This is a genomic window from uncultured Croceicoccus sp. (genome assembly GCF_947496385.1).
GTDB lineage: Bacteria > Pseudomonadota > Alphaproteobacteria > Sphingomonadales > Sphingomonadaceae > Croceicoccus.
Map to the genome: position 1 here is coordinate 693739 of NZ_CANMCP010000001.1, position 21187 is coordinate 714925.

Below are 21187 nucleotides of genomic sequence, written 5' to 3' on the forward strand. Positions count from 1 at the left end.
GCAGCGGGGTCACGGCGTACTTGCGGGACCGACGATGAAGAGCGGCGGATGAAAAAGCGACTGATCGATTGGACGCGGGGCCGGATGCCCACGCGCGAGGGGATGGCGGGCAACCGCTTTCTCGCCCCGATCGCGCATCGTTTTCTGAGCCCCGAATTGTGGCGCTTTACCCGCCGATCGGTCCCGCGCGGCGTGGCGCTCGGCCTTTTTGCCGCGTTCATCGTGCCGCTGGGCCAGATTTTCCTCGCCGCGTTCCTGGCGCTTCCCACGCGGGCGAACGTGCCGCTTGCCGCGGCGGTGACCTTCGTGACGAACCCGTTCACCGTGCCGTTCTGGGTCGTGTTCGCGAACCGGGTCGGCGGCGCGCTTTTGCGGGCGGACTATTATGCCGGGGCGCCTCTGTCCGATCATATCGACAATGGCTGGTGGAGTCGGATGGGGCAGTTCTTCGAAACCGCCGGCGTCACCGCGTTCGGCTTCGTCGTGCTTGCGGTGGGGTCCGCGATCGTCGGCTATTTCGTGTCCGGCTGGCTGTGGCGCTGGCAGGTGGGGCGCCGCCGCCGCCACGCGCTTTCCATCCGGCAGGAGGCCCGCATTCTCGCCCGCGAACGTCAGGCCGGGTCGGGCGATTGACCCCGGCGGAGCCTGTACGGGCCCGATTGCCGATTCGCGGGCGGGACGGGATCTGGCTCGCCGCGGCAGCGCTGCTGAGCGGGATACTCCTCCAACTCGTCAGCGGGCAATGGCTGCTCACGGGGGTTTATCTCAGCGGGCTGGCGGTGATGTTCGGCATCGTCTGGGCGGTGATGCCGCGGCTTTCCGCGCGCTTTTCCATTGCGGAGGCCGATAGCCCGGACGTCGAGGACTGGTCCGTGACGGCGGCGGCGATCGAATGGCCCGATGTTGCGATGGCGATCACCAATCGGCGCGGCCGCATCGTGTGCGCCAATGCCCGTTACGGCGAATGGTTCGGTTTCGACGATGCGACGCCGGGCGGCCCGTTCGAACGCGGCGATGCGGAACGGCTCCCGCAGGCGGTCAAGGATGCCTGGCGCAGTGGGGAGGCATCGCTCGACCGGCTGGTGCGGCGAAACGGGCGCTGGAATCTCAAGCTCGCGCGGGCAGGGCGGGGCGAGGATTACCTCATCTGGACCTTCACCCCGGTGGCGAGCGAGAACCAAGTTGCTGAGGTCGTCCGCCACTTGCGCGGACGCGTGGGGCGCGCACTCGGCGCGGCGGGAATACAGGCGGCGGCGGTCAATCCCGACGGGACCATCCTCGGCGCGAACGATGCGTTCGCCGCGCGTGCGACGGGCCGTGCGGACGGATCGACCACGGGGCAGGATTTCGTCGATTTCCTGACGGGCGACGAATACGAACGCTATTTCTACGCGCGGGAGGGCGAGGACGGCGATCCGCTCACGCTGGTTCACGTGCCCATCGCGGACCCCGATATTGCGCCGGGCGACATTCCGGAACTTCCGCCGACATTGTTCCTGATCCTCAACAGCGGGCCGCGCGCATCCGCGGTGTCGAGCCTGCCGGATATAGAGGCGCTGATGTCGCTCCTGCCGCTGGGGCTTGCCATGGCGGACAGGGACGGACGGTTCCTCTTCGTCAATCGCGCGTTCCGGCGTGCCGTCGCGCTCGACGAAAAGGTCGAGACGCCGTCCTTCCCCGCCGAACTGGTCGTGCACGAGGACAAAAGCGCGCTTGCCGATGCGGTGCGGCGCCATGCGGCGGGCGCGCCCGGTTCGGCCAAGGTGCCGGTCCGGCTCGAAAGCATGCCCGACGAAACCGTCTCGATCAGCCTGGCGAGCGTGCGCGGGCTGGGCGAGGCGGCGGTCATGCTCAGCCTCAAGGATTCGACCGAGGAAACCCGCCTCAAACGCCAAGTCGCGCAGGCCACCAAGATGCAGGCGGTTGGGCAGCTTGCCGGCGGTGTCGCGCATGATTTCAACAATGTTCTGACCGCGATCATCGGCTATTGCGACCTCATGCTGCTGCGCCATACGCCGGGCGACATCGATTACGATGATATTCAGCAGATCAAGGCCAATTCCAATCGCGCCGCCTCGCTGACCCGGCAATTGCTGGCCTTTTCGCGGCAGCAGACCCTGCGCCCGCAAACCTTGCAGCTTCCCGATGTGATATCGGAGGTTTCGGTCCTTCTGAAGCGGCTCATCGGTGAGAAGATCCGGCTCGTGGTGACGCATGACCGTGCGCTGGGTCCGGTGCGCGCCGATCCGGGGCAGCTGGAGCAGGTCATCGTCAACCTCGCCGTCAATGCCCGTGACGCGATGCTCGCCAAGAGCGATGGCGGCACGCTCAAGATTTCCACCCACCGCATCGGCCCGGCCGAAGTGCGCGAGCTCAACAATGATATCCTGCCGAAGGGGCATTATACCGCGCTCTGCGTCACGGATACGGGCGGCGGCATTCCGGTCGACAAGCTCGGCAAGATTTTCGAGCCGTTCTACACGACGAAGGAAACGGGCAAGGGTACCGGGCTCGGCCTGTCCACCGTGTATGGCATCGTGAAGCAGTCGGGCGGTTTCATCTTTGCCGACAGCCCGCCGGGCGGCGGCGCGCAATTCTCCGTCTACCTCCCCGTGCACACGGTGCAGCCGGGCGAGATCGTCGCCGAGCAGAAGGCCAAGCGCGTGCCGGAGCCGGAAAGCGCGGTCAGCTTCGGCGGCAATGGCGCGATCCTCCTGGTCGAGGACGAGCACACGGTACGCGCCGTCGCGGAGCGCGCGCTCAAGAGGCAGGGCTACGAGGTGACCTGCGCCGCCGATGGCGAGGAAGGGCTGGAGATCATCGGGCGCGATGGCCGGTTCGACCTGGTGGTGAGCGATGTCGTCATGCCGACGATGGACGGGCCCGCGATGGTCCGCGAAATCCGCAAGCAATATCCGCATATCCCCGTCATCTTCATGTCCGGCTATGCGGAGGAGCAGCTGCGCCGCGAAATCGACATCGCCGGCATGTATTTCCTCGCCAAGCCATTTTCCGTGGCGCAGATCGGCGAGCAGGTCGCCCGCGTCCTCGCCAAGGCGCGCGAAGGGGGCGCGGCGGGTGCGGACAATCCGCGCGTCGAATGATCACCCGCCATCTTGTCCCGGCGGAACAAAATGAATACATACGGCTTGCGGTTGACGTTTCGTGTTGGCCGCCTAGGCATTGATACGTTGCCCTGAACGGCAGCGAATCCCAATTTTTTCGTGAAGGAATTCTATCGTGGACCGGCAAAAGGCGCTCGACGCCGCACTCGCGCAGATCGACAGGGCCTTCGGCAAGGGCTCGGCCATGAAGCTGGGCAGCCGGGAGGCCATGAATGTCGAGGCGATCTCGACCGGTTCGCTCGGGCTCGACATTGCGCTTGGCATCGGCGGCCTGCCCAAGGGCCGCGTGATCGAGGTGTATGGCCCCGAAAGCTCGGGCAAGACCACGCTGGCGCTGCACGTCATTGCGGAGGCGCAGAAGAACGGCGGAACCGCCGCCTTCGTCGATGCCGAACACGCGCTCGATCCCGTCTATGCCAAGAAGCTCGGCGTCGATGTCGACGAACTCATCGTGTCGCAGCCCGACACAGGCGAGCAGGCACTCGAAATCGTCGATACGCTGGTGCGCTCCAACGCGATCGACGTGCTGGTGGTCGATTCGGTCGCGGCGCTGGTCCCGCGTGCGGAGATCGAGGGCGAGATGGGCGACAGCCACGTCGGCCTTCAGGCGCGTTTGATGAGCCAGTCGCTGCGCAAGCTGACCGGGTCGATCAACCGTTCGAAATGCATGGTGATCTTCATCAACCAGCTGCGCATGAAGATTGGCGTGATGTACGGCAATCCGGAAACGACGACGGGCGGCAATGCGCTGAAATTCTATGCGTCGGTCCGGCTCGACATTCGCCGCACCGGACAGATCAAGGACCGCGACGAGATCGTCGGCAATTCGACCCGCGTGAAGGTGGTGAAGAACAAGGTCGCCCCGCCGTTCAAGCAGGTGGAATTCGACATCATGTATGGCGAGGGCATTTCGAAGATCGGCGAGATTCTCGATCTCGGCGTGAAGGCCGGGCTGGTCGAGAAATCCGGCGCCTGGTTCAGCTATGACAGCGTGCGGATCGGCCAGGGCCGTGAAAACGCGAAGAATTTCCTCAAGGAAAACGACGAACTCCGCGAAAAGCTGGAGGCTGCCATCCGCGGCAAGACCGACAAGGTCGCCGAGGAAATGATGGTCAACCCCGGCAAGGATGACGGCGAAGAGGATTGATCGCGATGCGGGCGGAAGGCCGTGCCCTTCCGCCCGCGCGCATTTCCCGGCTTGCCCGGCATCGCGCGCTGTCCTAACTGCGTGCCATGACTTCGACGAACGACATCCGCGCATCCTTTCTCGACTATTTCGCCGGGAAGGACCATGAAAAGGTGCACTCCGCGCCGCTGGTCCCGTATAACGACCCGACCCTGATGTTCGTGAACGCAGGCATGGTCCCGTTCAAGAACGTGTTCACCGGCCTTGAAAAGCGGGACCGCCCGCGCGCCACCTCGTCGCAGAAATGCGTGCGCGCCGGTGGCAAGCACAACGACCTCGACAATGTCGGCTATACCGCGCGGCATCACACGTTTTTCGAGATGCTCGGCAATTTTTCCTTCGGCGATTATTTCAAGGAAGAGGCGATCCTCAACGCTTGGACGCTGTTGACGAAGGAGTGGGGGCTGAACCCCGACCGGCTGACGGCGACGGTCTATCACAGCGACGACGAGGCGTTCGACCTGTGGAAGAAGATCGCCGGCCTGCCTGACGAGCGCATCATCCGCATCGCGACCGCCGACAATTTCTGGTCCATGGGCGACACCGGCCCCTGCGGCCCGTGCAGCGAAATCTTCTACGACCATGGCGAGGGGATTTTCGGCGGCGCGCCCGGATCGCCGGACGAGGATGGCGACCGTTTCATCGAGATCTGGAATCTCGTGTTCATGCAGTTCGAGCAATCGGCCGACGGCACGCGCGAGCCGCTGCCGCGTCCGTCGATCGACACCGGCATGGGTCTTGAACGCATCGCCGCCGTGCTTCAAGGCGAGCATGACAATTACGACATCGACACGTTTCGCGCGCTGATTGCCGCGTCGGAGGCGCTGACCGGCGTCAAGGCGGAGGGCGACCGCGTGGCGAGCCATCGGGTCATCGCCGACCATCTGCGTTCGACGAGCTTCCTCCTTGCGGACGGGGTGCTGCCCTCGAACGAGGGGCGCGGCTATGTCCTGCGGCGGATCATGCGCCGGGCCATGCGGCACGCGCATCTCCTCGGCGCGGAGGAACCGTTGATGCACCGGCTCGTGCCCGCGCTCATCGGCGAGATGGGGCAGGCCTATCCCGAACTGGGCCGGGGGCAGGCCCTGATCGAGGAGGTGCTGGAGCGTGAGGAAACCCGTTTCCGGCAGACGCTGGACAAGGGGTTGCGCCTGCTCGACGATGAAACCGCCGCGATGACCGCCGGCGACAGCCTGCCCGGCGCGACCGCGTTCAAGCTCTACGACACCTATGGCTTCCCCTACGACCTGACCGAGGATGCCCTGCGCGCCCGCGACATCGGCGTCGACCGGGCCGGTTTCGACGCCGCCATGGCGGAGCAGAAGGCCGCCGCGCGCGCCGCGTGGAAGGGTTCGGGCGAGGCAACCTCCGACGAAATCTGGTTCGACATCGCCGAACGCGAAGGCGCGACCGAATTCACAGGCTACACGACGACGAAGGGCGAGGGCCGCGTCGTCGCCATCGTCAAGGACGGCAAGGAAGTCCAGCAGGCCGACGCCGGCGAAACCGTGACCGTGCTCACCAATCAGACGCCGTTCTATGGCGAAAGCGGTGGGCAGAGCGGCGATTCCGGCACGATCCGCGACGAGGACCGGCTGACCCTGCGCATCGACGATTGCGGGAAACCGCTTGGCCGTCTCATCACCCATCATGGCGAGGTCGAGAAGGGCAGCATCGCCGTCGGACAGACCGTGCAGATGGCGATCGACGCCGAGCGCCGCGATGCCATTCGCGCCAACCATTCGGCGACGCACCTCCTGCATGCGGCGCTGCGCCGCGCGCTCGGCGATCATGTCACGCAGAAAGGCTCGCTCGTCAGGCGGGACCGCCTGCGCTTCGATTTTTCCCATCCCAAGCCGCTTTCCGATGAAGAAATCGCCGGGGTCGAGGCCGAGGTGAACGCGGAAATCCGCCATAACGAGGCGGTTACGACCCGGCTCATGACCCCGGACGAGGCGATCGAGGCGGGGGCCATGGCGCTTTTCGGCGAGAAATACGGCGACGAGGTCCGCGTGTTGTCCATGGGCCGGGCGAACGAGGGGGCGCGCTCCTACTCGGTCGAATTGTGCGGCGGCACCCATGTCGATGCGCTGGGCAATATCGGCCTGTTCCGCATCGTGTCGGAGAGCGCGGTATCCTCCGGCGTGCGCCGGATCGAGGCGCTGACCGGCGAGGCCGCGCGGCTCTGGATGGTGGGGCGTGACGATGCGTTGAAGCAGGTCGCCGCAAGCCTGAAGACCAGCGCCGACGATGCCGCCGAGCGCGTCCGCACCATGGTGGAGGAACGGCGCCGCCTCGAAAAGGAACTGGCCGAGGCGCGCAAGGCGCTTGCACTGGCCGAAGCATCGGGTGGCGGCACGGCGCAGGCCAGCGCGGCCGAGAATATCGGCGGCGTCGGTTTCTCGGGCCAGGTGCTGCAGAACATGGACCCGAAGCAATTGCGCGGCCTGCTGGACGAGGCAAAGAAGCGCCTGGGTTCCGGGATCGCGGCCATTGCCGCGGTGAACGAAGGACGCGCCGCATTCGCGGTGGCCGTGACCGACGATCTCACCGAACGGTTCAGCGCGGTCGATCTCGTGCGGGTCGGCGTGGCGGAACTCGGCGGCAAGGGCGGCGGTGGCCGCGCCGACATGGCGCAGGGCGGCGGCCCCGATGGGGACAAGGCCGATGCCGCGATCGATTCGGTGCGGGCGGCGCTGGCGCAATAAAACCCGTGCCGCCGTCGCGATGCCTAGAGCGTTTCGGCGGCGGCGTGCAGGTCGCGATCGGCGAGCGAGGTTTTCAGTTTCGGCTTCTGGCTGAGCTTGCCCTCGCGCATGATGCGTTCGCGAAATTCGTCGCGCTTTTCATGGATCGAGGCGATGACCGGCCCGACGCCGACTCCCATGTTGACCAGCACGGATTCCGACAGCTGTAGCGAGCTTTCCAGCGTTTCGGGCACCGCATCGGTCGCGCCTGCCCGATAGAGTTCCGCCGCGTGGGCGGAATCGCGCGCGCGGGCCAAAATCGGCATTTGCGGATGGGCGGCGCGCAATTTCTTCACCAATGTCGCCGCCAGCACCGGCTCGTCCATGGTGAGGATCACGGCAGACGCCTCCGAAATGTCGATCCGGTCGAGCGCCGGTCCGCGCGCATCGGCGAACAGAAGCGGATGTTTGCGCGCGCGCGCAATGGTCACGCATTCCGGGTCGCTGTCGATGGCGAGGAACGGCCGGTCGTGCTTCACCATCATGTCCGCGATCAGGCGACCGACACGGCCGTAGCCGATAATAATCGCGCGTTCGGACGTTTCGGTATCGGTGTCGAGCGGCGGCAGGCCCGCGGCGTCGATCCGCCGCGCCATTTTCCGCCCGATCAGCGCGAGAATCGGCGTAATCGTCAGGCCGATGGCCGTCACGATCTGCCAGAATTGCGCGGTGGTGGGCTGAATCAATTGCGCGCTCGCTGCCGCGGAGAGCACGATGAGCGTCGTTTCCGAGGGGCTGCTCATCATGATCCCGGTTTCGACCGCGGTGCCGCGGCGGGCGCCCATCATCCGCAGCAGGAACCCCGTCACCACCGATTTCAGGAGCAGGATCCCGGTAACCGCCAGCGTGATCGGCCAGATGTTCGCGGCGATCACGCTGAGGTCCACGCCCATGCCGACCGTGATCAGGAACACGCCGAGCGCGAGCCCCTTGAACGGCGCGGTGATGCCCTCGACCTCAGTATGATATTCGGTTTCGGCGATCAGCAACCCTGCGAGCAGGGCGCCCACGATCGGCGAAAGCCCCACGGCCGCGGTCGCGAGCGAGGCGACGATCACGACGAGCAGGCTGGCGGCAAGGAACAGCTCCGGGCTCTTCGTCCGGGCAGCCTGTGCGAAAAGCCGCGGCAGCAGCAGGCGCCCCGCGACCATCAGCACGGCCACGGTCAGCGCGCCTGTCCAGAGCGTATGGACGAGCCCCTCCATCCCCTCCGACGCGGCATAGGGTGCCATCGCGCCGAGCAGGAAGATGATCGGCACGATGGCGATATCCTCGAACAACAGCATCGACAGCGCCGCCTTGCCCACCGGCGAACGCGTGCCCGATAGAGGCAGCACAAGCGCCGTCGACGACAGCGCCAGCGCCAGCCCCAGGCCCATCGCACCTGTCCAGTATTGCCCCATCACCATGAGCACGAACGCGATCAGCGCCGCCGAAATCGCAAGCTCGAACGCGCCGAGCCCGAAGACGAGCCGCCGCATCGACCAGAGCCGGTTGAACGACAGTTCCAGCCCGATCGTGAACAACAGCAGGATGATCCCGAACTCGGCAAAGGGTTCGAGCCCCTGCGGATCGGTGATCGTTACGTATTGAAGCCAGGGATATTCGAACACGAACCGGCCCAGGCCGAACGGCCCGACCAGCATGCCGACCAGGATGAAACCGATGATCGGCGTGATGCGGAACCGGGCAAAGACCGGAATGACGATGCCCGCCGCCCCGAGGATGACCAGCGCGTCGGACAGGACCGGGGAAAAATGGAGTTCGCTCGCCATCGTGCTCTTCTGATTATACCGAACCGCGGATTTGTGAAAGCGCGCCCATCAACCGCCGCCGGGCGAACGCGGACCGAGCGGTTGCCCGCCCGCGGCCTCGTCGTTCTGTCCGACCTTGTCTTCCAGAGGTTTGCCGACCTTGCCGGCCCATTCGATCTGGTAAAGGTCGAAACGGCGGTCGGCAAGGTTGCGCACCGTGCCTTCGGCCCGGGCCCAGGACAGGTCGGCGAGGTTCACGTCGCTGATGGTGAGGGTTTCGACATTCTCGGTCGCCTCCGCGGCGATGCCGTCGCGCGCGAACGGAAAATCGCACGGCGTCAGGATGCAGCTTTGCGCGTATTGAATGTCCATGTTGCCGACATTGGGCAGGTTGCCGACATTTCCGCTCATCACGACGAAGCACTGATTCTCGATCGCGCGGGCCTGCGCGCAATAGCGCACCCGCATGTAGCCCTGGCGGCTGTCGGTACAGAAGGGCACGAAAATGATGCGCGCACCCTCATCCACGAGGCGGCGGGCAAGTTCCGGAAATTCGCTGTCGTAGCAGATCAGCACGCCGATCGGGCCGCAGTCGGTCTGAATCGCGTCGATGCTGTCACCGCCCTTGATGTTCCACCAGTAATCCTCGTTCGGGGTGGGGTGGATCTTCTCCTGTTCGTGGACCGATCCGTCGCGCAGACAGACATAGGCGACATTGTGAATATCGCCGTCCTCCATCCGCGTCGGGTGCGAACCGCCGATGATGTTGATGTTATATTCCAGCGCCATTTTCGACAGCGCCTTGCGGATTTTCGGCGTGTAGTTCGACAACACCTCGATCGCCTCGCTTGGCGACAATTCCTGATCCGCGAAGGACAGCAGGGGCAGGGTGAACAATTCGGGAAACAGGATGAAGTCCGCGTCGTAATCCGCTGCAACATCGACGAAATATTCGATGCCGCGCATGAACTCTTCGTAATCCTTTACCTGTCGGGCCTGAAGCTGACAGGTGGCGACGCGCACGCTTTCGACATCGCGGGGCAGGCGGAACTTCGTCGGCTGATCGCGATCGACGAAGGGATTGCGCCACACCATATGCGCGGCAAAGGACTTCGACTTCTTGTCCTCGGGAAGGTATTTTTCAAGGATACCAATGGGTTCAAAGCCGTTTGCAAGCTGAAACCTCAACACCGGATCGTGCAGCTTTCCGGCGACGACCTGATCGACGTAGTCCTGCGGGCCCTCCACCTTGCGCCAGTGCCGCGACAGGTTCGGCAGACGTCCGCCAAAGGTGATGCCGGTAAGGTCGAGCCGCTCGGCCAGCGCGCGTCGTTCTTCGTAAAGGCGCCGCCCGATCCGCGTTCCCCGCACCTTCGGATCGACGCACATTTCGTAGCCATACAACCACTCGCCCGTCGGATTGTGCCGCGAACCGAAGCCGTTGCCCGTAATCTCGTCCCAGCTATGCGGACGCAGCGCGACCGAACCCAGCCGCATCGACGCGCAATACCCCACGACCTTCCCGTCGAGCTTCGCGACGAAGCAACCCTCGGGGTAGTTGTTCATCTGCCCCCGGATCTCGCCATAGGTGTAGGCGGGCAGATCGGCATAGGCGCGGCGGATTAGCGCAGCGATGCCGCTCACATCGCTGGGCCGGGCCTGACGCACTTCGAGGCGGGCGGTGGTGTTGGCCATGATGGGCTCCGTATGTCGTCGTCAAAGCAAGAAACACCGGCCACGCACCCTGCGCGACCGGTGTTTCCCTTAATCCGGCAAGGGCGGTAGGATCAGCCGCGCTTGCCCATTTCGGTTTCGAGCCCGTTCACGATGGCCTCGAAGAACTGTTCGGTCGTCAGCCAGTTCTGATCCGGGCCGATGAGCAGAGCAAGATCCTTGGTCATCTGGCCGTTCTCGACCGTCTGGATGCAGACCTTTTCGAGCGTTTCGGCAAACTTCACCACCTCGGGCGTCTCGTCGAACTTGCCGCGATACATCAGGCCGCGCGTCCATGCGAAGATCGACGCGATCGGGTTGGTGCTGGTCGCCTTGCCCTGCTGATGCTGGCGATAGTGGCGGGTGACGGTGCCGTGGGCGGCCTCGGCCTCCACCGTCTTGCCGTCCGGAGCCATCAGCACCGAGGTCATCAGGCCGAGCGAGCCGTAGCCCTGCGCCACCGTATCCGACTGCACGTCGCCGTCGTAGTTCTTGCACGCCCACACGAACTTGCCGCTCCACTTCAACGCGGAGGCGACCATGTCGTCGATCAGGCGGTGTTCGTAGGTGATCTTCTTTTCGGCGAATTTCTCGGCGAAGCCTTCGGTGTCGAACACTTCCTGGAAGAGATCCTTGAAGCGCCCGTCATAGGCTTTCAGAATCGTGTTCTTCGTCGACAGATACACCGGCCAGCCGAGGTTGAGCCCGTAGTTGAAGCTGGCGCGGGCGAAATCGCGGATCGAATCGTCGAGGTTGTACATCGCCATCGCGACGCCGGAGCTCGGGAATTCGAACACTTCCTTGTCGATGACCTGGCCGTCGTCGCCTTCGAACACGAGGCGCAGCTTGCCCGGGCCGGGGATCAGCGTGTCGGTCGCCTTGTACTGATCGCCGAATGCGTGACGGCCCACGACGATCGGATCGGTCCAGCCGGGGACAAGCCGCGGCACGTTGTCGATCACGATGGGTTCGCGGAAAACCACGCCGCCAAGGATGTTGCGGATCGTGCCGTTGGGCGAACGCCACATCTTTTTGAGGTCGAATTCCTCGACCCGCTGCTCGTCCGGGGTGATCGTCGCGCATTTCACGCCGACGCCATGTTCCTTGATCGCATTGGCGGCATCGACGGTGATCTGGTCATCGGTCTCGTCGCGCTTCTGTACCGACAGATCGTAATATTTCAGGTCGATGTCGAGATAGGGAAGGATCAGGCGTTCGCGAATCCATTCCCAGATGATCCGCGTCATTTCGTCGCCGTCGATCTCTACGACGGGGTTCTTAACCTTGATCTTCTCCATCGGCCTCGTTCTTTCTCGTCTGCATGAAAAATGGGCGCCATCGGCCCGCGTCGAAGGCCTCTTAGCAAAGGTGCGACGCGGCGCAAGGGGCGCGGACATGCAAAGCGGACCGCAGCAGCGATCTCACGAATATCGAAACGGGGGGAGGGGGCCGATGGTGGGCGTAGGAAGGATTGAACTTCCGACCCCTGCGATGTCAACACAGTGCTCTACCACTGAGCTATACGCCCACTCTTCGGCATCGTCCGGCGGAAGGGGCAAGCCCGTTTACCGCCGGTAGGCGCGTCCCACTACCGGGGCTTTCCCGAATGCGCAAGCCGTCATTTCAAAGTTTTTGCGACACGCTCCTTTTTTGCAAGTGCTCAGCGCGGGCCGCGGACCGGCGAGCGTTCGAACAGCTGCTCCACCTCGGCGACGAGATGCTTGAGATGAAAGGGTTTTGACAGCACCTTGGCCTGGGGTGCCTCCTTGCTGGCGCGCATGCTTACCGCCGCGAAACCGGTGATGAACATGACCTTCGTCGTGGGCGATACCTGCGCACAGCGTTGCGCAAGTTCGATACCGTCCATCTCCGGCATCACGATATCGGACAGCAGGAGATCGAAATGATGCGTCTGCAACAGCGGCAAGGCGGCGGTGCCCCTGTCGACGGCGACCACTTCGTACCCTGCGTTTTCGAGTGCGCGGTGCAGGTATGTGCGCATGGCCTCCTCGTCTTCGGCCAGCAGAATTCGAATCATGGTTGCCTCGATCAAGATGGGTCGCGCAAATCCGGGGGCCGGACTTCCACGGCAGATTTCGCATAGCAGGTGACGCGTAAACAAATCCTGTGCAAGCGAGGGTAAACCCCTACGGCGATTGATTCGATGGTGGGAAGCGGGCATCCTCCCGCCCAATGCACGATGGCGACGATGAGACTCCGGCAAGAGCCGACCGCGACGATATGGCGCAGTCCGGCGGATCGATACCGGGGCTTGCCCGTGCCGCGTTCACCGTCCAGGCGGGCCGCCGGGCCGGCCTGCCGCTTCTGATCGCGGTTCCCCATGCGGGGCGCGCCTATCCGCCCGCGATCCTCGACCATATGCGCGATCCGGGCGAGGCGATGGTCCGGCTCGAGGATCGTCATGTCGACGCCATCGCGCGCCGCGTCGCGGAAAAGACCGGTGCGGCGATGCTCATCGCGCAGGCGCCGCGCGCGATGATCGACCTCAACCGCGATCCGGGCGACATCGACCCGGCGATGTTCCGCGGCGATCGCACCGGGATGGTGGCGGGGGCGCGTTCGCTGCGCGGGCTGGGCCTGTTTCCGCGGCGGCTTTCGGGGATGGGCGACATCTGGCGCGGGAGCATTCCGGCGCAAGATGCGGGGCGCCGGATCGGTGCGATCCATGCGCCCTATCACGGCTGTCTCGGGCGGATGCTGGCCGACATCCGGGAGCGTTGGGGCGAGGCGGTCCTGCTCGACCTGCATTCGATGCCCTCGCTCGTGCCGGTGGATGGCGGCGGCGGGCCAGCCGCGACTCATGTCGTCGGCACGCGTTTCGGGCGCAGCTGTTCGGGCGATTTCGCCGCGGCGGCGATGCATATGCTGGAGCAGGGCGGGGTGGAGGCGGCCTTCAACCGGCCCTATGCTGGCGGATATGTGCTTGACCGGCATGGCGATCCGCGTGGCGGGGTTCATGCGATACAGCTGGAAATCGACCGCGCGACCTATCTCGCCGACGATCACGCGCCTCGCGAGGACGGGGTGGAGCGGCAGGCCGCTCTCATCGCCGATCTGGTCCATGCGCTGGCGGCGGTGGCGCGCGAACGGGCCGCGCGTGCGCAGGCAGCGGAATAGCCAAGAAAAAACCACCCCGCGCATTGCGCGAGGTGGTCAAGGTTCAGGGAGGTGGCGCCAATGGCGCCTGTCTGCCGGCCATGAGGGAAACCGGCGAGAACGACTCTGCAGATAGGTCGATTGTCGGATCGTGACAAGCCTGCATCACGAAACAAATATTTGTTTTTAACGGGAACAAAAACGCCGGCCGCGTTTTGCGCGCGGCCGGCGACGTTCCTGTCCGTGTAGAATGAACTCAGGCGTTGGCGGTCTGTGACACGGGGCCCTTGCCCTGGTTCACTTGGCGCCCGAAGATTTCGCGCGTCAGATCGAGCGAGAAGAGATGCGCATAGACCAGCGACAGCAGCCCGTTCTGATTCCAGGTGCGGAGCTGATCGCCGCGCATTTCGCGCAGCTTTTCCTGATCCACCATCTGGAAACCGCGATAGATGAACGGGTCGCTGCTTTCGTCACGGCGAATGGCAACCTCGCCATCCATGAGCAGGTCGTGCTTTTTCAGTTCCTGCATGAAGGCGGCGGTGCGCTGGCCGGCCTGCTCGAACTGCTCGTTGAATTTGAGGATGTTCTGCGTCGCGGTGCTGGGCTGCCCCTCGTCGTTGAACAGGCGTTCGCCTTCGTCGAATTCACCGACAAGATTGCTCGACGGGTCGTAGCACAGCGAAAGCTGATCCGTGTCGGGCGACAGCTTGGCGAGGAGAAAGGGATAGCGGCGCGCATAGGCCGGGACATAGGCGGGTGTCGTCATCGTGCCTTCGTCGTCGAAGAAGGTGTTGATCCCTTCATTCAGCCCCATCAGTGCGAGCGGAACCGGATTGTCGCCGGACGAAAAGATGATGGGATAGTTGCGCTGCGCCGAGGGGAACTCCTCGACCGTGAGCGGAACGGCATGCTGCTTCGCGAGCCAGGGCGCCTTTTCCGTGCTCAGCGCGCGAAAATTGCCGTGTTCGTTGCTGTTGAGCGGAACAAGGCCGTTGTAGAAGATCGGCAGGTTGGCGTTTTGCGGCGCGCTGGCCATAGGAATTCTCCGGTACAGACAATTGAGCTTCGGGTGATTGCGAAATATCGTGCGGGGACGGTGGCCGCCCCCCGGATGGCATGGCGCTTTAGGCGAGCGGTGCAGGCGGTGCAAGGCGGTCGCATCGCGGCCCATGCGTCCGCGAGCAGCCTCAGATCAACTTGCCGGGGTTCATGATATTGGCAGGGTCGAGCGCATGCTTGATCGCCGCCATCACGTCGAGCGCGGCCGCCGCATGCGTATCGCGCAGCATGTCGCGCTTGTCCTGCCCGATGCCGTGTTCGGCGGAGATCGAGCCGCCCCATTCGCCGACGCGGGCATAGACGCGGCGGCTGATCGCCTTGCCGTCGGCGGCCTCCCACGCGGCTTCCTCTGCACCATCGGGCGCGATCACGTGGAGGTGGATATTCCCGTCGCCCAGATGGCCGAATCCCACGACATCGTGGTCGGGCCAGTCGGCGGCGATGTCCCCGGCGATGAAATCCATGAAATCGGGCATTTTCGCGACCGGCACGGAAATGTCGTGCTGCACCGCGGGGCCGCGCGCCTTTTCGGCGGGCGCGATCGTCTCCCGCAATTGCCAGAACGCTTCGGCCTGCGTTTCATTGGCCGCGATGGCGGCATCCTCGACCAGGCCGTTCTCGAACGCGGCCATCATCGCGGCCTCCACCCGGTCGCCCAGCGTCTCGGCATTGGTCTCGTCCGCCACGAATTCGAGCAGGGCGTGCCAGCCATGCGCCTCCTGCAGCGGCGCCTGCGCATCGGGAAGATAGGCGATAACATCGTCGAGACAGGCTTGCGGCAACACCTCGAACCCTTCGAGCGCGTCGCCCATCGCATTCTCGCAATGGAGGAGGAGCCGGCGCGCTTGGTGAAGGTCGGGCACACCCGCCCAGACCACGCGCCGCTCCGCGACTTCGGGCGAAAGGCGCAGCACCGCGGTGCTCACGATGCCGAGCGTCCCTTCGGAGCCGATCCACAATTGCTTGAGATCGAAACCGCGATTGTCCTTCTTCAACGCGGTCGTGAGGTCGAGCACGCGCCCGTCGGGGAGCACGACCTCGATCCCCGCGACGAGGCTGCGCATCGCCCCGTGGCGCAAGACCTGCGTCCCGCCCGCGTTCGTCGCGATCAGCCCGCCGACCGTCGCCGAACCCTTCCCGCCGAGCGAAAGGGGGAAGCGCAACCGCTCCGCCTCCGCCGCTTCGTGAAGGGTTTGAAGCACGACGCCTGCGCCGCACCGCGCGGTGCGCGCTTCGCCGTCGATGGTCATGGCGTTCATCCGGCGCAGCGAGAGCAGCAGCGCATCGCCGCTTTCATCGGGCGTCGCGCCGCCGACCATGCCGCTGTTCCCGCCCTGCGGCACGATCGGCACGCCGTGTTCGGCGCACAGGGCCACGATGCGCGAAAGCTGCGCCGTATCCGCGGGCTGCGCAAGCGCGCGCGCGCGGCCCGTATAGCGCCCGCGCCAATCGGTGAGCCAGGGCTCCATCGCATCCGCGTCGCGGCTCAACCCCTTGTCGCCGAGGATGTCGTGCGCGTGTGCGAGAAAGGTTTCGTGATCGTGGTCGTTCGCATTCGTCATGGCACCGCGCCTTGCCATATCGCGCGCGCCATGTCGCCCCCGTTTGCGGGTTGCGGGTGGCTGCATCGCGCGCACCGCCCGCGAATTTGTGATGCCGTCGAATTTTCCCACAGAATCCGAAAGGTTAAGCCATCATTCAAGGCGCGAAGCCCAGACCGCCCCAAATTGCATGTTGCACCTGCACAGCAGCGGTTTCATAGCTGTTGTCGTTCAACCAGTACGGGGTCGGTTTCGGACAATCATAATGGCTTTCGACGTTCTCTGGATTGCGCCTCTTTCGCTGCTGAGCGGGGCGTTCGCGATCGGCGCGGCGGAAATGGGCTGGAACACGAACGAGTTGGAGGATGCCATCCATGCCCCCGGCGACGATCTCACATTCGAACAGACGCGCAGCCGGATCGTCGTGCGGGTCACGCCGTTCGGTTCGCAGAATCGCGATCCGCAGCGGCAGGCCGTCACGCAATTGCGGCCGCTCGACGGGAAGAGCGAGGAATGCCTGGCGCTCGCCGATGTCGCGGGTGTGCGGCTGGGGCAGGGGCGCCTGCTGCTCTTCATGCGCGACCGCCGGATCTACAGTGCGAATTTCGAACGCTCCTGCCCTGTCGAAAGCTTTTATTCCGGCTTTTACGTGGAACGGCCGAGCGACGGACGCATCTGTGCCGGGCGAGAGGAATTGCACGCCCGGTCCGGCGCCGACTGCACGCTCAGCAGTTTTCGCGGCATGACGGCGGAGGATTGACGCGCCGGCATGCACGGAAATACGAGGAGAACTTGACTTTTTCCCGCTTTGCTCCATAGCCCCGCGGACGGTTCGCCGCAGTGATATGGGGTCCCGATCCGGGGCCTTTCGAATGCCGGCATGTCTTGGCTTGCCGCCGAAGCCAACAGGGATGCGGGCATAATCGAATGCCCCGCGTCCTGTTGCCGTCCCATCGTTGCCGCCCGCCCATCGGTCGGCCAACCCGGTCCGGATGCGACCGTTTTTCGTATCCCTTATAAATAGAGTGCCTCAATGAAATTTGCCGATCTCGGCCTTTCCGAAGAATTGCTGAAATCGGTCGAAGCGGCCGGTTACGACGAACCCACGCCGATTCAGGCGCAGGCGATCCCGTCCGTGCTGATGATGCGCGACCTCATCGGCATCGCGCAGACCGGTACGGGGAAGACCGCGGGTTTCGTGCTCCCCATGATCGACATTCTCGCGCATGGCCGCCGCCGGGCCCGCATGCCGCGCTCGCTCATCCTCGAGCCGACGCGCGAACTCGCCGCGCAGGTTGCGGAGAATTTCGAGAAGTACGGCGTCAATCACGACCTGAAAATGGCGCTGCTCATCGGCGGGGTGCAGATGGGCGACCAGGTCCGCGCGCTCGACGAAGGGGTCGACGTTTTGATCGCGACGCCGGGCCGGCTCATGGATCTGTTCGAGAGGGGCAAGATCCTGCTCACCGGTTGCGACCTGCTCGTCATCGACGAGGCGGACCGGATGCTCGACATGGGCTTCATTCCCGACATCGAGAATATCTGCACCAAGCTGCCGACGCAGCGTCAGACCCTGCTCTTTTCCGCGACGATGCCGCCGCCCATCAAGAAGCTGTCGGACAAGTTCCTCTCCAATCCCAAGCATATCGAGGTGGCGCGTGCCGCGACCACGAATGTCAACATCACGCAGTTCAAGGTGCCCGTCACCCCGCGGGGCAAGCGCGGCATGCTCCGCAAATTGCTCAAGGAAGACAATGTCCGCACGGCTATCGTGTTTTCCAACCGCAAGACCACGGTGAAGGAACTGGCCAAGAACCTGCAAAGCTATGGCTTCAAGGCGGGCGAAATCCATGGCGACATGGACCAGTCGAGCCGGACGAAGGAGCTGGAACGGTTCAAGGCGAGCGAGATCAACATCCTGTGCGCAAGCGACGTCGCCGCGCGCGGCCTCGACGTCAAAGGGGTGAGCCACGTCTTCAACTATGACGCGCCCTGGCACCCGGACGATTACGTGCACCGCGTGGGCCGCACCGGTCGCGGCGGGGCCAGTGGCCGGGCCTTCACCTTCGTCACCGACGCCGATGCCGAGGCTCTTCGCGAGATCGAGAAGCTGACCGGGACAAAGCTCGAAAGTTTCGAGGATGCGCAGGACAAGCCTGCAAAATCGCAGAAGAAACCTTCGACCGAAGAAGCGGTCAGTGCCTCCGAACAGGACACCGCGAAGAAGGGCGCCCCCGAAAAGGACACTTCCGAAAAGGAAAGCGGCGAAAAGCCGAAGCGCACGCGCAGAACCAAGCGGCAGAACGCAGACGACCAGCCCGCACCGCCGCGCAAGGAACGCGCCGCACGGTCCGAAGACGATACCGCCGCGCCCCGTGCAGCACCGGCGCCGGCACCCGCGCCGAAGCGTGAGGCAAAGGCGCGGATGCCAGAACCTGCGGGCGAGTGGAACGGGCCCGTTCCCGATTTCCTCGCGGTATCGGCGACCTGAGCCGCTCTTGCCCGCCCTGCCGCCCGGTGATCGGGCGGAAGGGCGGCGTGCGGCCTCAGGCCAGTTGCACGAAGCTGTCGATCACGCGCTTGACGGTTCCGCTTTCGAACGCGATCTCCAGCTTATTGCCTTCCTGGCCCTGCACCTCGCCATAACCGAACTTGTCGTGGAACACGCGCTGTCCAATGGCGATGTCGGAGCGTGGTTTCGCGGCAAAGCTCGCCGCGCTGCGCCGCGATTCCGCGATACGTTTGGGCGCGGCGTCGAAATTGCCGGCGCTGGCGCGTTTGAAGCCGGGGCCGCGCGTCTGCGTGCGCGATGGGCGCGCCTCGGCGACATGGGCGAACGGGTCGTCCCGCTCCGACCAGTTCGCGCGCCATAGCGATGCGCCGCCCGACATGGTGGTTTCCGCATCGATCATGTCGTCGGGCAATTCCTCGATAAAGCGGGAGGGGATCGCGCTGTTCCATTGCCCGTAAATGCGGCGATTGGCGGCATAGAGTATGGTACAGTGCCGCCGCGCCCGCGTGATCGCGACATAGGCGAGCCGCCGCTCCTCCTCGAGCGAACGCAGCCCCCCTTCGTCCAGCGCCCGCTGCGACGGGAACACCCCTTCTTCCCAGCCGGGCAGGAAGACATAATCGAATTCCAGCCCCTTGGCCGCATGGATCGTCATAATCGTCAGCGTGTTTTCCTGATCCCCGCGATCGTTGTCCATCACGAGGCTGACATGTTCGAGGAACGCACCGAGCGTCTCGTAATCCTCCATCGCGCGGGCGAGTTCGGACAGGTTTTCGAGCCGTCCCGCCGCCTCGGCGCTTTTTTCCTTCTGCAACGCCTCGGTATAGCCCGATTCGTCGAGCACGGTGCGCGCCAGCTCCGCAGGCGAAAGCGTCTTCGCCTCGTCGCGCCAGCGGGCGAAATCGCGCATCAGGGCGAGCAGCGTATTGCGCGCCCGCGCCGGCAATTCATCACTGTCGCAAATGTCGAGTGCGGCGGCAGCCAGCGGCATTTCGTTCGCCCGCGCATGACGGTGCAGCTTCTCAAGCGTCTTCTGACCCAGCCCGCGCTTGGGCGTATTATAGATGCGTTCGAAGGCGAGGTCGTCGCTCGGCTGCGCGATGATGCGAAGATAGGCGATCGCATCCCGGATCTCCGCCCGTTCGTAGAAACGAAACCCCCCGATGATCTTGTAATTCAGCCCGATCTGGATGAAGCGATCCTCGAACTCGCGGGTCTGGAACTGTGCGCGCACGAGGATCGCCGCGCGGTCGAGCGATATGCCGTCGCGCATCATCGTCTCGGCCATTTCGCCGACGCGCCGCGCTTCCTCCGGCCCGTCCCACACGCCGATCACCTTCACCCTGTCGCCGGCGTCCGCCTCGGTCCAGAGCGTCTTGCCGAGCCGTTCGCTGTTCGCGCCAATGAGCTGCGAGGCGGCGGCGAGGATCTGCGGGGTGGAGCGATAATTCTGTTCGAGGCGGATCACTTTCGCGCCGGGAAAATCCTTTTCAAACCGGAGGATATTGGCGACTTCTGCGCCGCGCCATGAATAGATCGACTGATCATCGTCGCCCACGACGCAGATATTGTGCCCGTCCGGTCCCTTGCTCTGCGCAATCATGCGCAGCCAAAGATACTGCACCGTGTTGGTGTCCTGATATTCGTCCACCATGATATATTTGAAGCGGCTGCGGTACTGGTCGAGGACGTCCGCCTCCCGCCGCAGGATGTTCAGCATGTGCAACAGCAGATCGCCGAAATCGCAGGCGTTCAGCGCCTTCAGCCGATCCTGATACAGGCGGTAGAATTGTTCGCCCCGCCCGTTGGCGTAGGCCTCGTTCTCCTCCGCATCGAGATCGCCCGGGTTCAGCCCGCGGTTTTTCCAGCGGTCGATGAGCCCGGCGAGTTGCTTGGCCGGAAAGCGTTTTTCATCCACGTCGTTCGCGGTGATCAGCTGCTTGAGCAGGCGGAGCTGATCGTCGGTGTCGATGATGGTATAATTCGATTGCAGCCCGACAAGCTCGGCATGGCGGCGCAGCATCTTGGCCGCGATGGCGTGGAACGTGCCGAGCCATGGCATACCCTCGACCGCCGGGCCGATATGGTGGCCGACGCGCTCGCGCATTTCGCGCGCGGCCTTGTTGGTAAACGTCACGCACAGGATCTCGCTCGGCCAGGCGCGGCGCGTCGCGATGAGATGCGCCATGCGCGCGGTGAGAGCCGCGGTCTTCCCCGTCCCCGCACCGGCGAGCATGAGCACCGGCCCCTCCGTCGTCAGCACCGCATCGCGTTGCGGCGCGTTCAATCCGCGCAGCCATGGCGCTTCGGAATGGTCATCGGAAAGGCGGGCGGGTGCGGGGGGATCGATATGCGTCACCCGCGAACAGGTAGGGAACGCGGGCCCACCGCGCAAGCGCCGGTGCAGGCGGGGGCGGAACAATTTGTGGAACG

Annotated in this window: 14 protein-coding genes and 1 tRNA gene; 7 read left to right on the forward strand and 8 right to left on the reverse strand. The window is 64.4% G+C overall.

Annotated features, from left to right (window positions below):
- Positions 1-48 precede the first annotated feature (48 nt).
- From Q0897_RS03265 to alaS, 4 genes are all read left to right on the forward strand, one after another.
- On the forward strand, positions 49-633 hold the full coding sequence (locus tag Q0897_RS03265; protein ID WP_299307477.1) for a DUF2062 domain-containing protein: 585 nt from the start codon (positions 49-51) through the stop codon (positions 631-633).
- Positions 634-659: 26 nt separating this feature from the next.
- Entirely contained in the window at positions 660-3104 is a 2445-nt protein-coding gene (locus tag Q0897_RS03270) for a response regulator (protein WP_299307478.1), read from the forward strand.
- A 136-nt stretch (positions 3105-3240) separates the two neighbouring features.
- Positions 3241-4272: a recombinase RecA gene (gene recA, locus Q0897_RS03275; protein ID WP_299307479.1), complete on the forward strand. Its 1032-nt coding sequence runs from the start codon at positions 3241-3243 to the stop codon at positions 4270-4272.
- A gap of 86 nt (positions 4273-4358) precedes the next feature.
- Positions 4359-7019 carry an alanine--tRNA ligase gene (gene alaS / locus Q0897_RS03280; RefSeq protein WP_299307480.1) on the forward strand — a complete coding sequence of 887 codons (2661 nt, stop codon included), beginning with the start codon at positions 4359-4361 and terminating at the stop codon, positions 7017-7019.
- A 23-nt stretch (positions 7020-7042) separates the two neighbouring features.
- Here the strand turns inward: alaS and Q0897_RS03285 are convergent, their stop codons facing one another.
- The 5 genes from Q0897_RS03285 to cpdR form a co-directional block, all read right to left on the reverse strand.
- Positions 7043-8833 carry a cation:proton antiporter gene (locus Q0897_RS03285; protein ID WP_299307481.1) on the reverse strand — a complete coding sequence of 597 codons (1791 nt, stop codon included), beginning with the start codon at positions 8831-8833 and terminating at the stop codon, positions 7043-7045.
- A gap of 48 nt (positions 8834-8881) precedes the next feature.
- Complete coding sequence (locus tag Q0897_RS03290) at positions 8882-10507, reverse strand: bifunctional GNAT family N-acetyltransferase/carbon-nitrogen hydrolase family protein (protein ID WP_299307482.1); 1626 nt, start codon at positions 10505-10507, stop codon at positions 8882-8884.
- Between the two features lie 92 nt (positions 10508-10599).
- Positions 10600-11823: an NADP-dependent isocitrate dehydrogenase gene (locus Q0897_RS03295; RefSeq protein WP_299307483.1), complete on the reverse strand. Its 1224-nt coding sequence runs from the start codon at positions 11821-11823 to the stop codon at positions 10600-10602.
- Between the two features lie 155 nt (positions 11824-11978).
- Positions 11979-12053, reverse strand: a tRNA-Val gene (locus Q0897_RS03300).
- 132 nt (positions 12054-12185) lie between these two features.
- Positions 12186-12563 carry a cell cycle two-component system response regulator CpdR gene (cpdR, locus tag Q0897_RS03305; RefSeq protein WP_202084328.1) on the reverse strand — a complete coding sequence of 126 codons (378 nt, stop codon included), beginning with the start codon at positions 12561-12563 and terminating at the stop codon, positions 12186-12188.
- A 155-nt stretch (positions 12564-12718) separates the two neighbouring features.
- On the opposite strand from cpdR, the gene Q0897_RS03310 reads away from it, so the two are divergent.
- Complete coding sequence (locus tag Q0897_RS03310; protein WP_299307484.1) at positions 12719-13663, forward strand: N-formylglutamate amidohydrolase; 945 nt, start codon at positions 12719-12721, stop codon at positions 13661-13663.
- A 235-nt stretch (positions 13664-13898) separates the two neighbouring features.
- Here the strand turns inward: Q0897_RS03310 and Q0897_RS03315 are convergent, their stop codons facing one another.
- A complete protein-coding gene (locus Q0897_RS03315) occupies positions 13899-14678 on the reverse strand; it encodes a SapC family protein (RefSeq protein WP_299307485.1) in 780 nt (259 codons plus the stop codon).
- A 151-nt stretch (positions 14679-14829) separates the two neighbouring features.
- Positions 14830-16263 carry an FAD-binding oxidoreductase gene (locus Q0897_RS03320; protein WP_299307486.1) on the reverse strand — a complete coding sequence of 478 codons (1434 nt, stop codon included), beginning with the start codon at positions 16261-16263 and terminating at the stop codon, positions 14830-14832.
- 244 nt (positions 16264-16507) lie between these two features.
- Here Q0897_RS03320 and Q0897_RS03325 point away from each other — a divergent pair, with 244 nt between their 5' ends.
- Together Q0897_RS03325 and Q0897_RS03330 are read left to right on the forward strand one after the other, a co-directional pair.
- Positions 16508-17002: a hypothetical protein gene (locus tag Q0897_RS03325; RefSeq protein WP_299307487.1), complete on the forward strand. Its 495-nt coding sequence runs from the start codon at positions 16508-16510 to the stop codon at positions 17000-17002.
- Between the two features lie 273 nt (positions 17003-17275).
- Positions 17276-18733, forward strand: a complete 1458-nt coding sequence (locus Q0897_RS03330; RefSeq protein ID WP_299307488.1) for a DEAD/DEAH box helicase — start codon at positions 17276-17278, stop codon at positions 18731-18733.
- 55 nt (positions 18734-18788) lie between these two features.
- On the opposite strand, the gene Q0897_RS03335 is transcribed toward Q0897_RS03330, so the two are convergent.
- On the reverse strand, positions 18789-21104 hold the full coding sequence (locus Q0897_RS03335) for a UvrD-helicase domain-containing protein (protein WP_299307587.1): 2316 nt from the start codon (positions 21102-21104) through the stop codon (positions 18789-18791).
- Positions 21105-21187 lie beyond the last annotated feature (83 nt).

Excerpts from the sequence above, each read along its gene's own strand:
- cpdR (WP_202084328.1), bottom strand. The coding sequence starts at position 12,563 with ATGATTCGAATTCTGCTGGCCGAAGACGAGGAGGCCATGCGCACATAC.
- Q0897_RS03315 (WP_299307485.1), bottom strand. The coding sequence starts at position 14,678 with ATGGCCAGCGCGCCGCAAAACGCCAACCTGCCGATCTTCTACAACGGC.
- Q0897_RS03285 (WP_299307481.1), bottom strand. The coding sequence starts at position 8,833 with ATGGCGAGCGAACTCCATTTTTCCCCGGTCCTGTCCGACGCGCTGGTC.
- Q0897_RS03295 (WP_299307483.1), bottom strand. The coding sequence starts at position 11,823 with ATGGAGAAGATCAAGGTTAAGAACCCCGTCGTAGAGATCGACGGCGAC.
- Q0897_RS03290 (WP_299307482.1), bottom strand. The coding sequence starts at position 10,507 with ATGGCCAACACCACCGCCCGCCTCGAAGTGCGTCAGGCCCGGCCCAGC.
- Q0897_RS03320 (WP_299307486.1), bottom strand. The coding sequence starts at position 16,263 with ATGACGAATGCGAACGACCACGATCACGAAACCTTTCTCGCACACGCG.
- Q0897_RS03265 (WP_299307477.1), top strand. The coding sequence starts at position 49 with ATGAAAAAGCGACTGATCGATTGGACGCGGGGCCGGATGCCCACGCGC.
- alaS (WP_299307480.1), top strand. The coding sequence starts at position 4,359 with ATGACTTCGACGAACGACATCCGCGCATCCTTTCTCGACTATTTCGCC.
- Q0897_RS03330 (WP_299307488.1), top strand. The coding sequence starts at position 17,276 with ATGAAATTTGCCGATCTCGGCCTTTCCGAAGAATTGCTGAAATCGGTC.
- Q0897_RS03310 (WP_299307484.1), top strand. The coding sequence starts at position 12,719 with ATGCACGATGGCGACGATGAGACTCCGGCAAGAGCCGACCGCGACGAT.
- Q0897_RS03325 (WP_299307487.1), top strand. The coding sequence starts at position 16,508 with ATGGCTTTCGACGTTCTCTGGATTGCGCCTCTTTCGCTGCTGAGCGGG.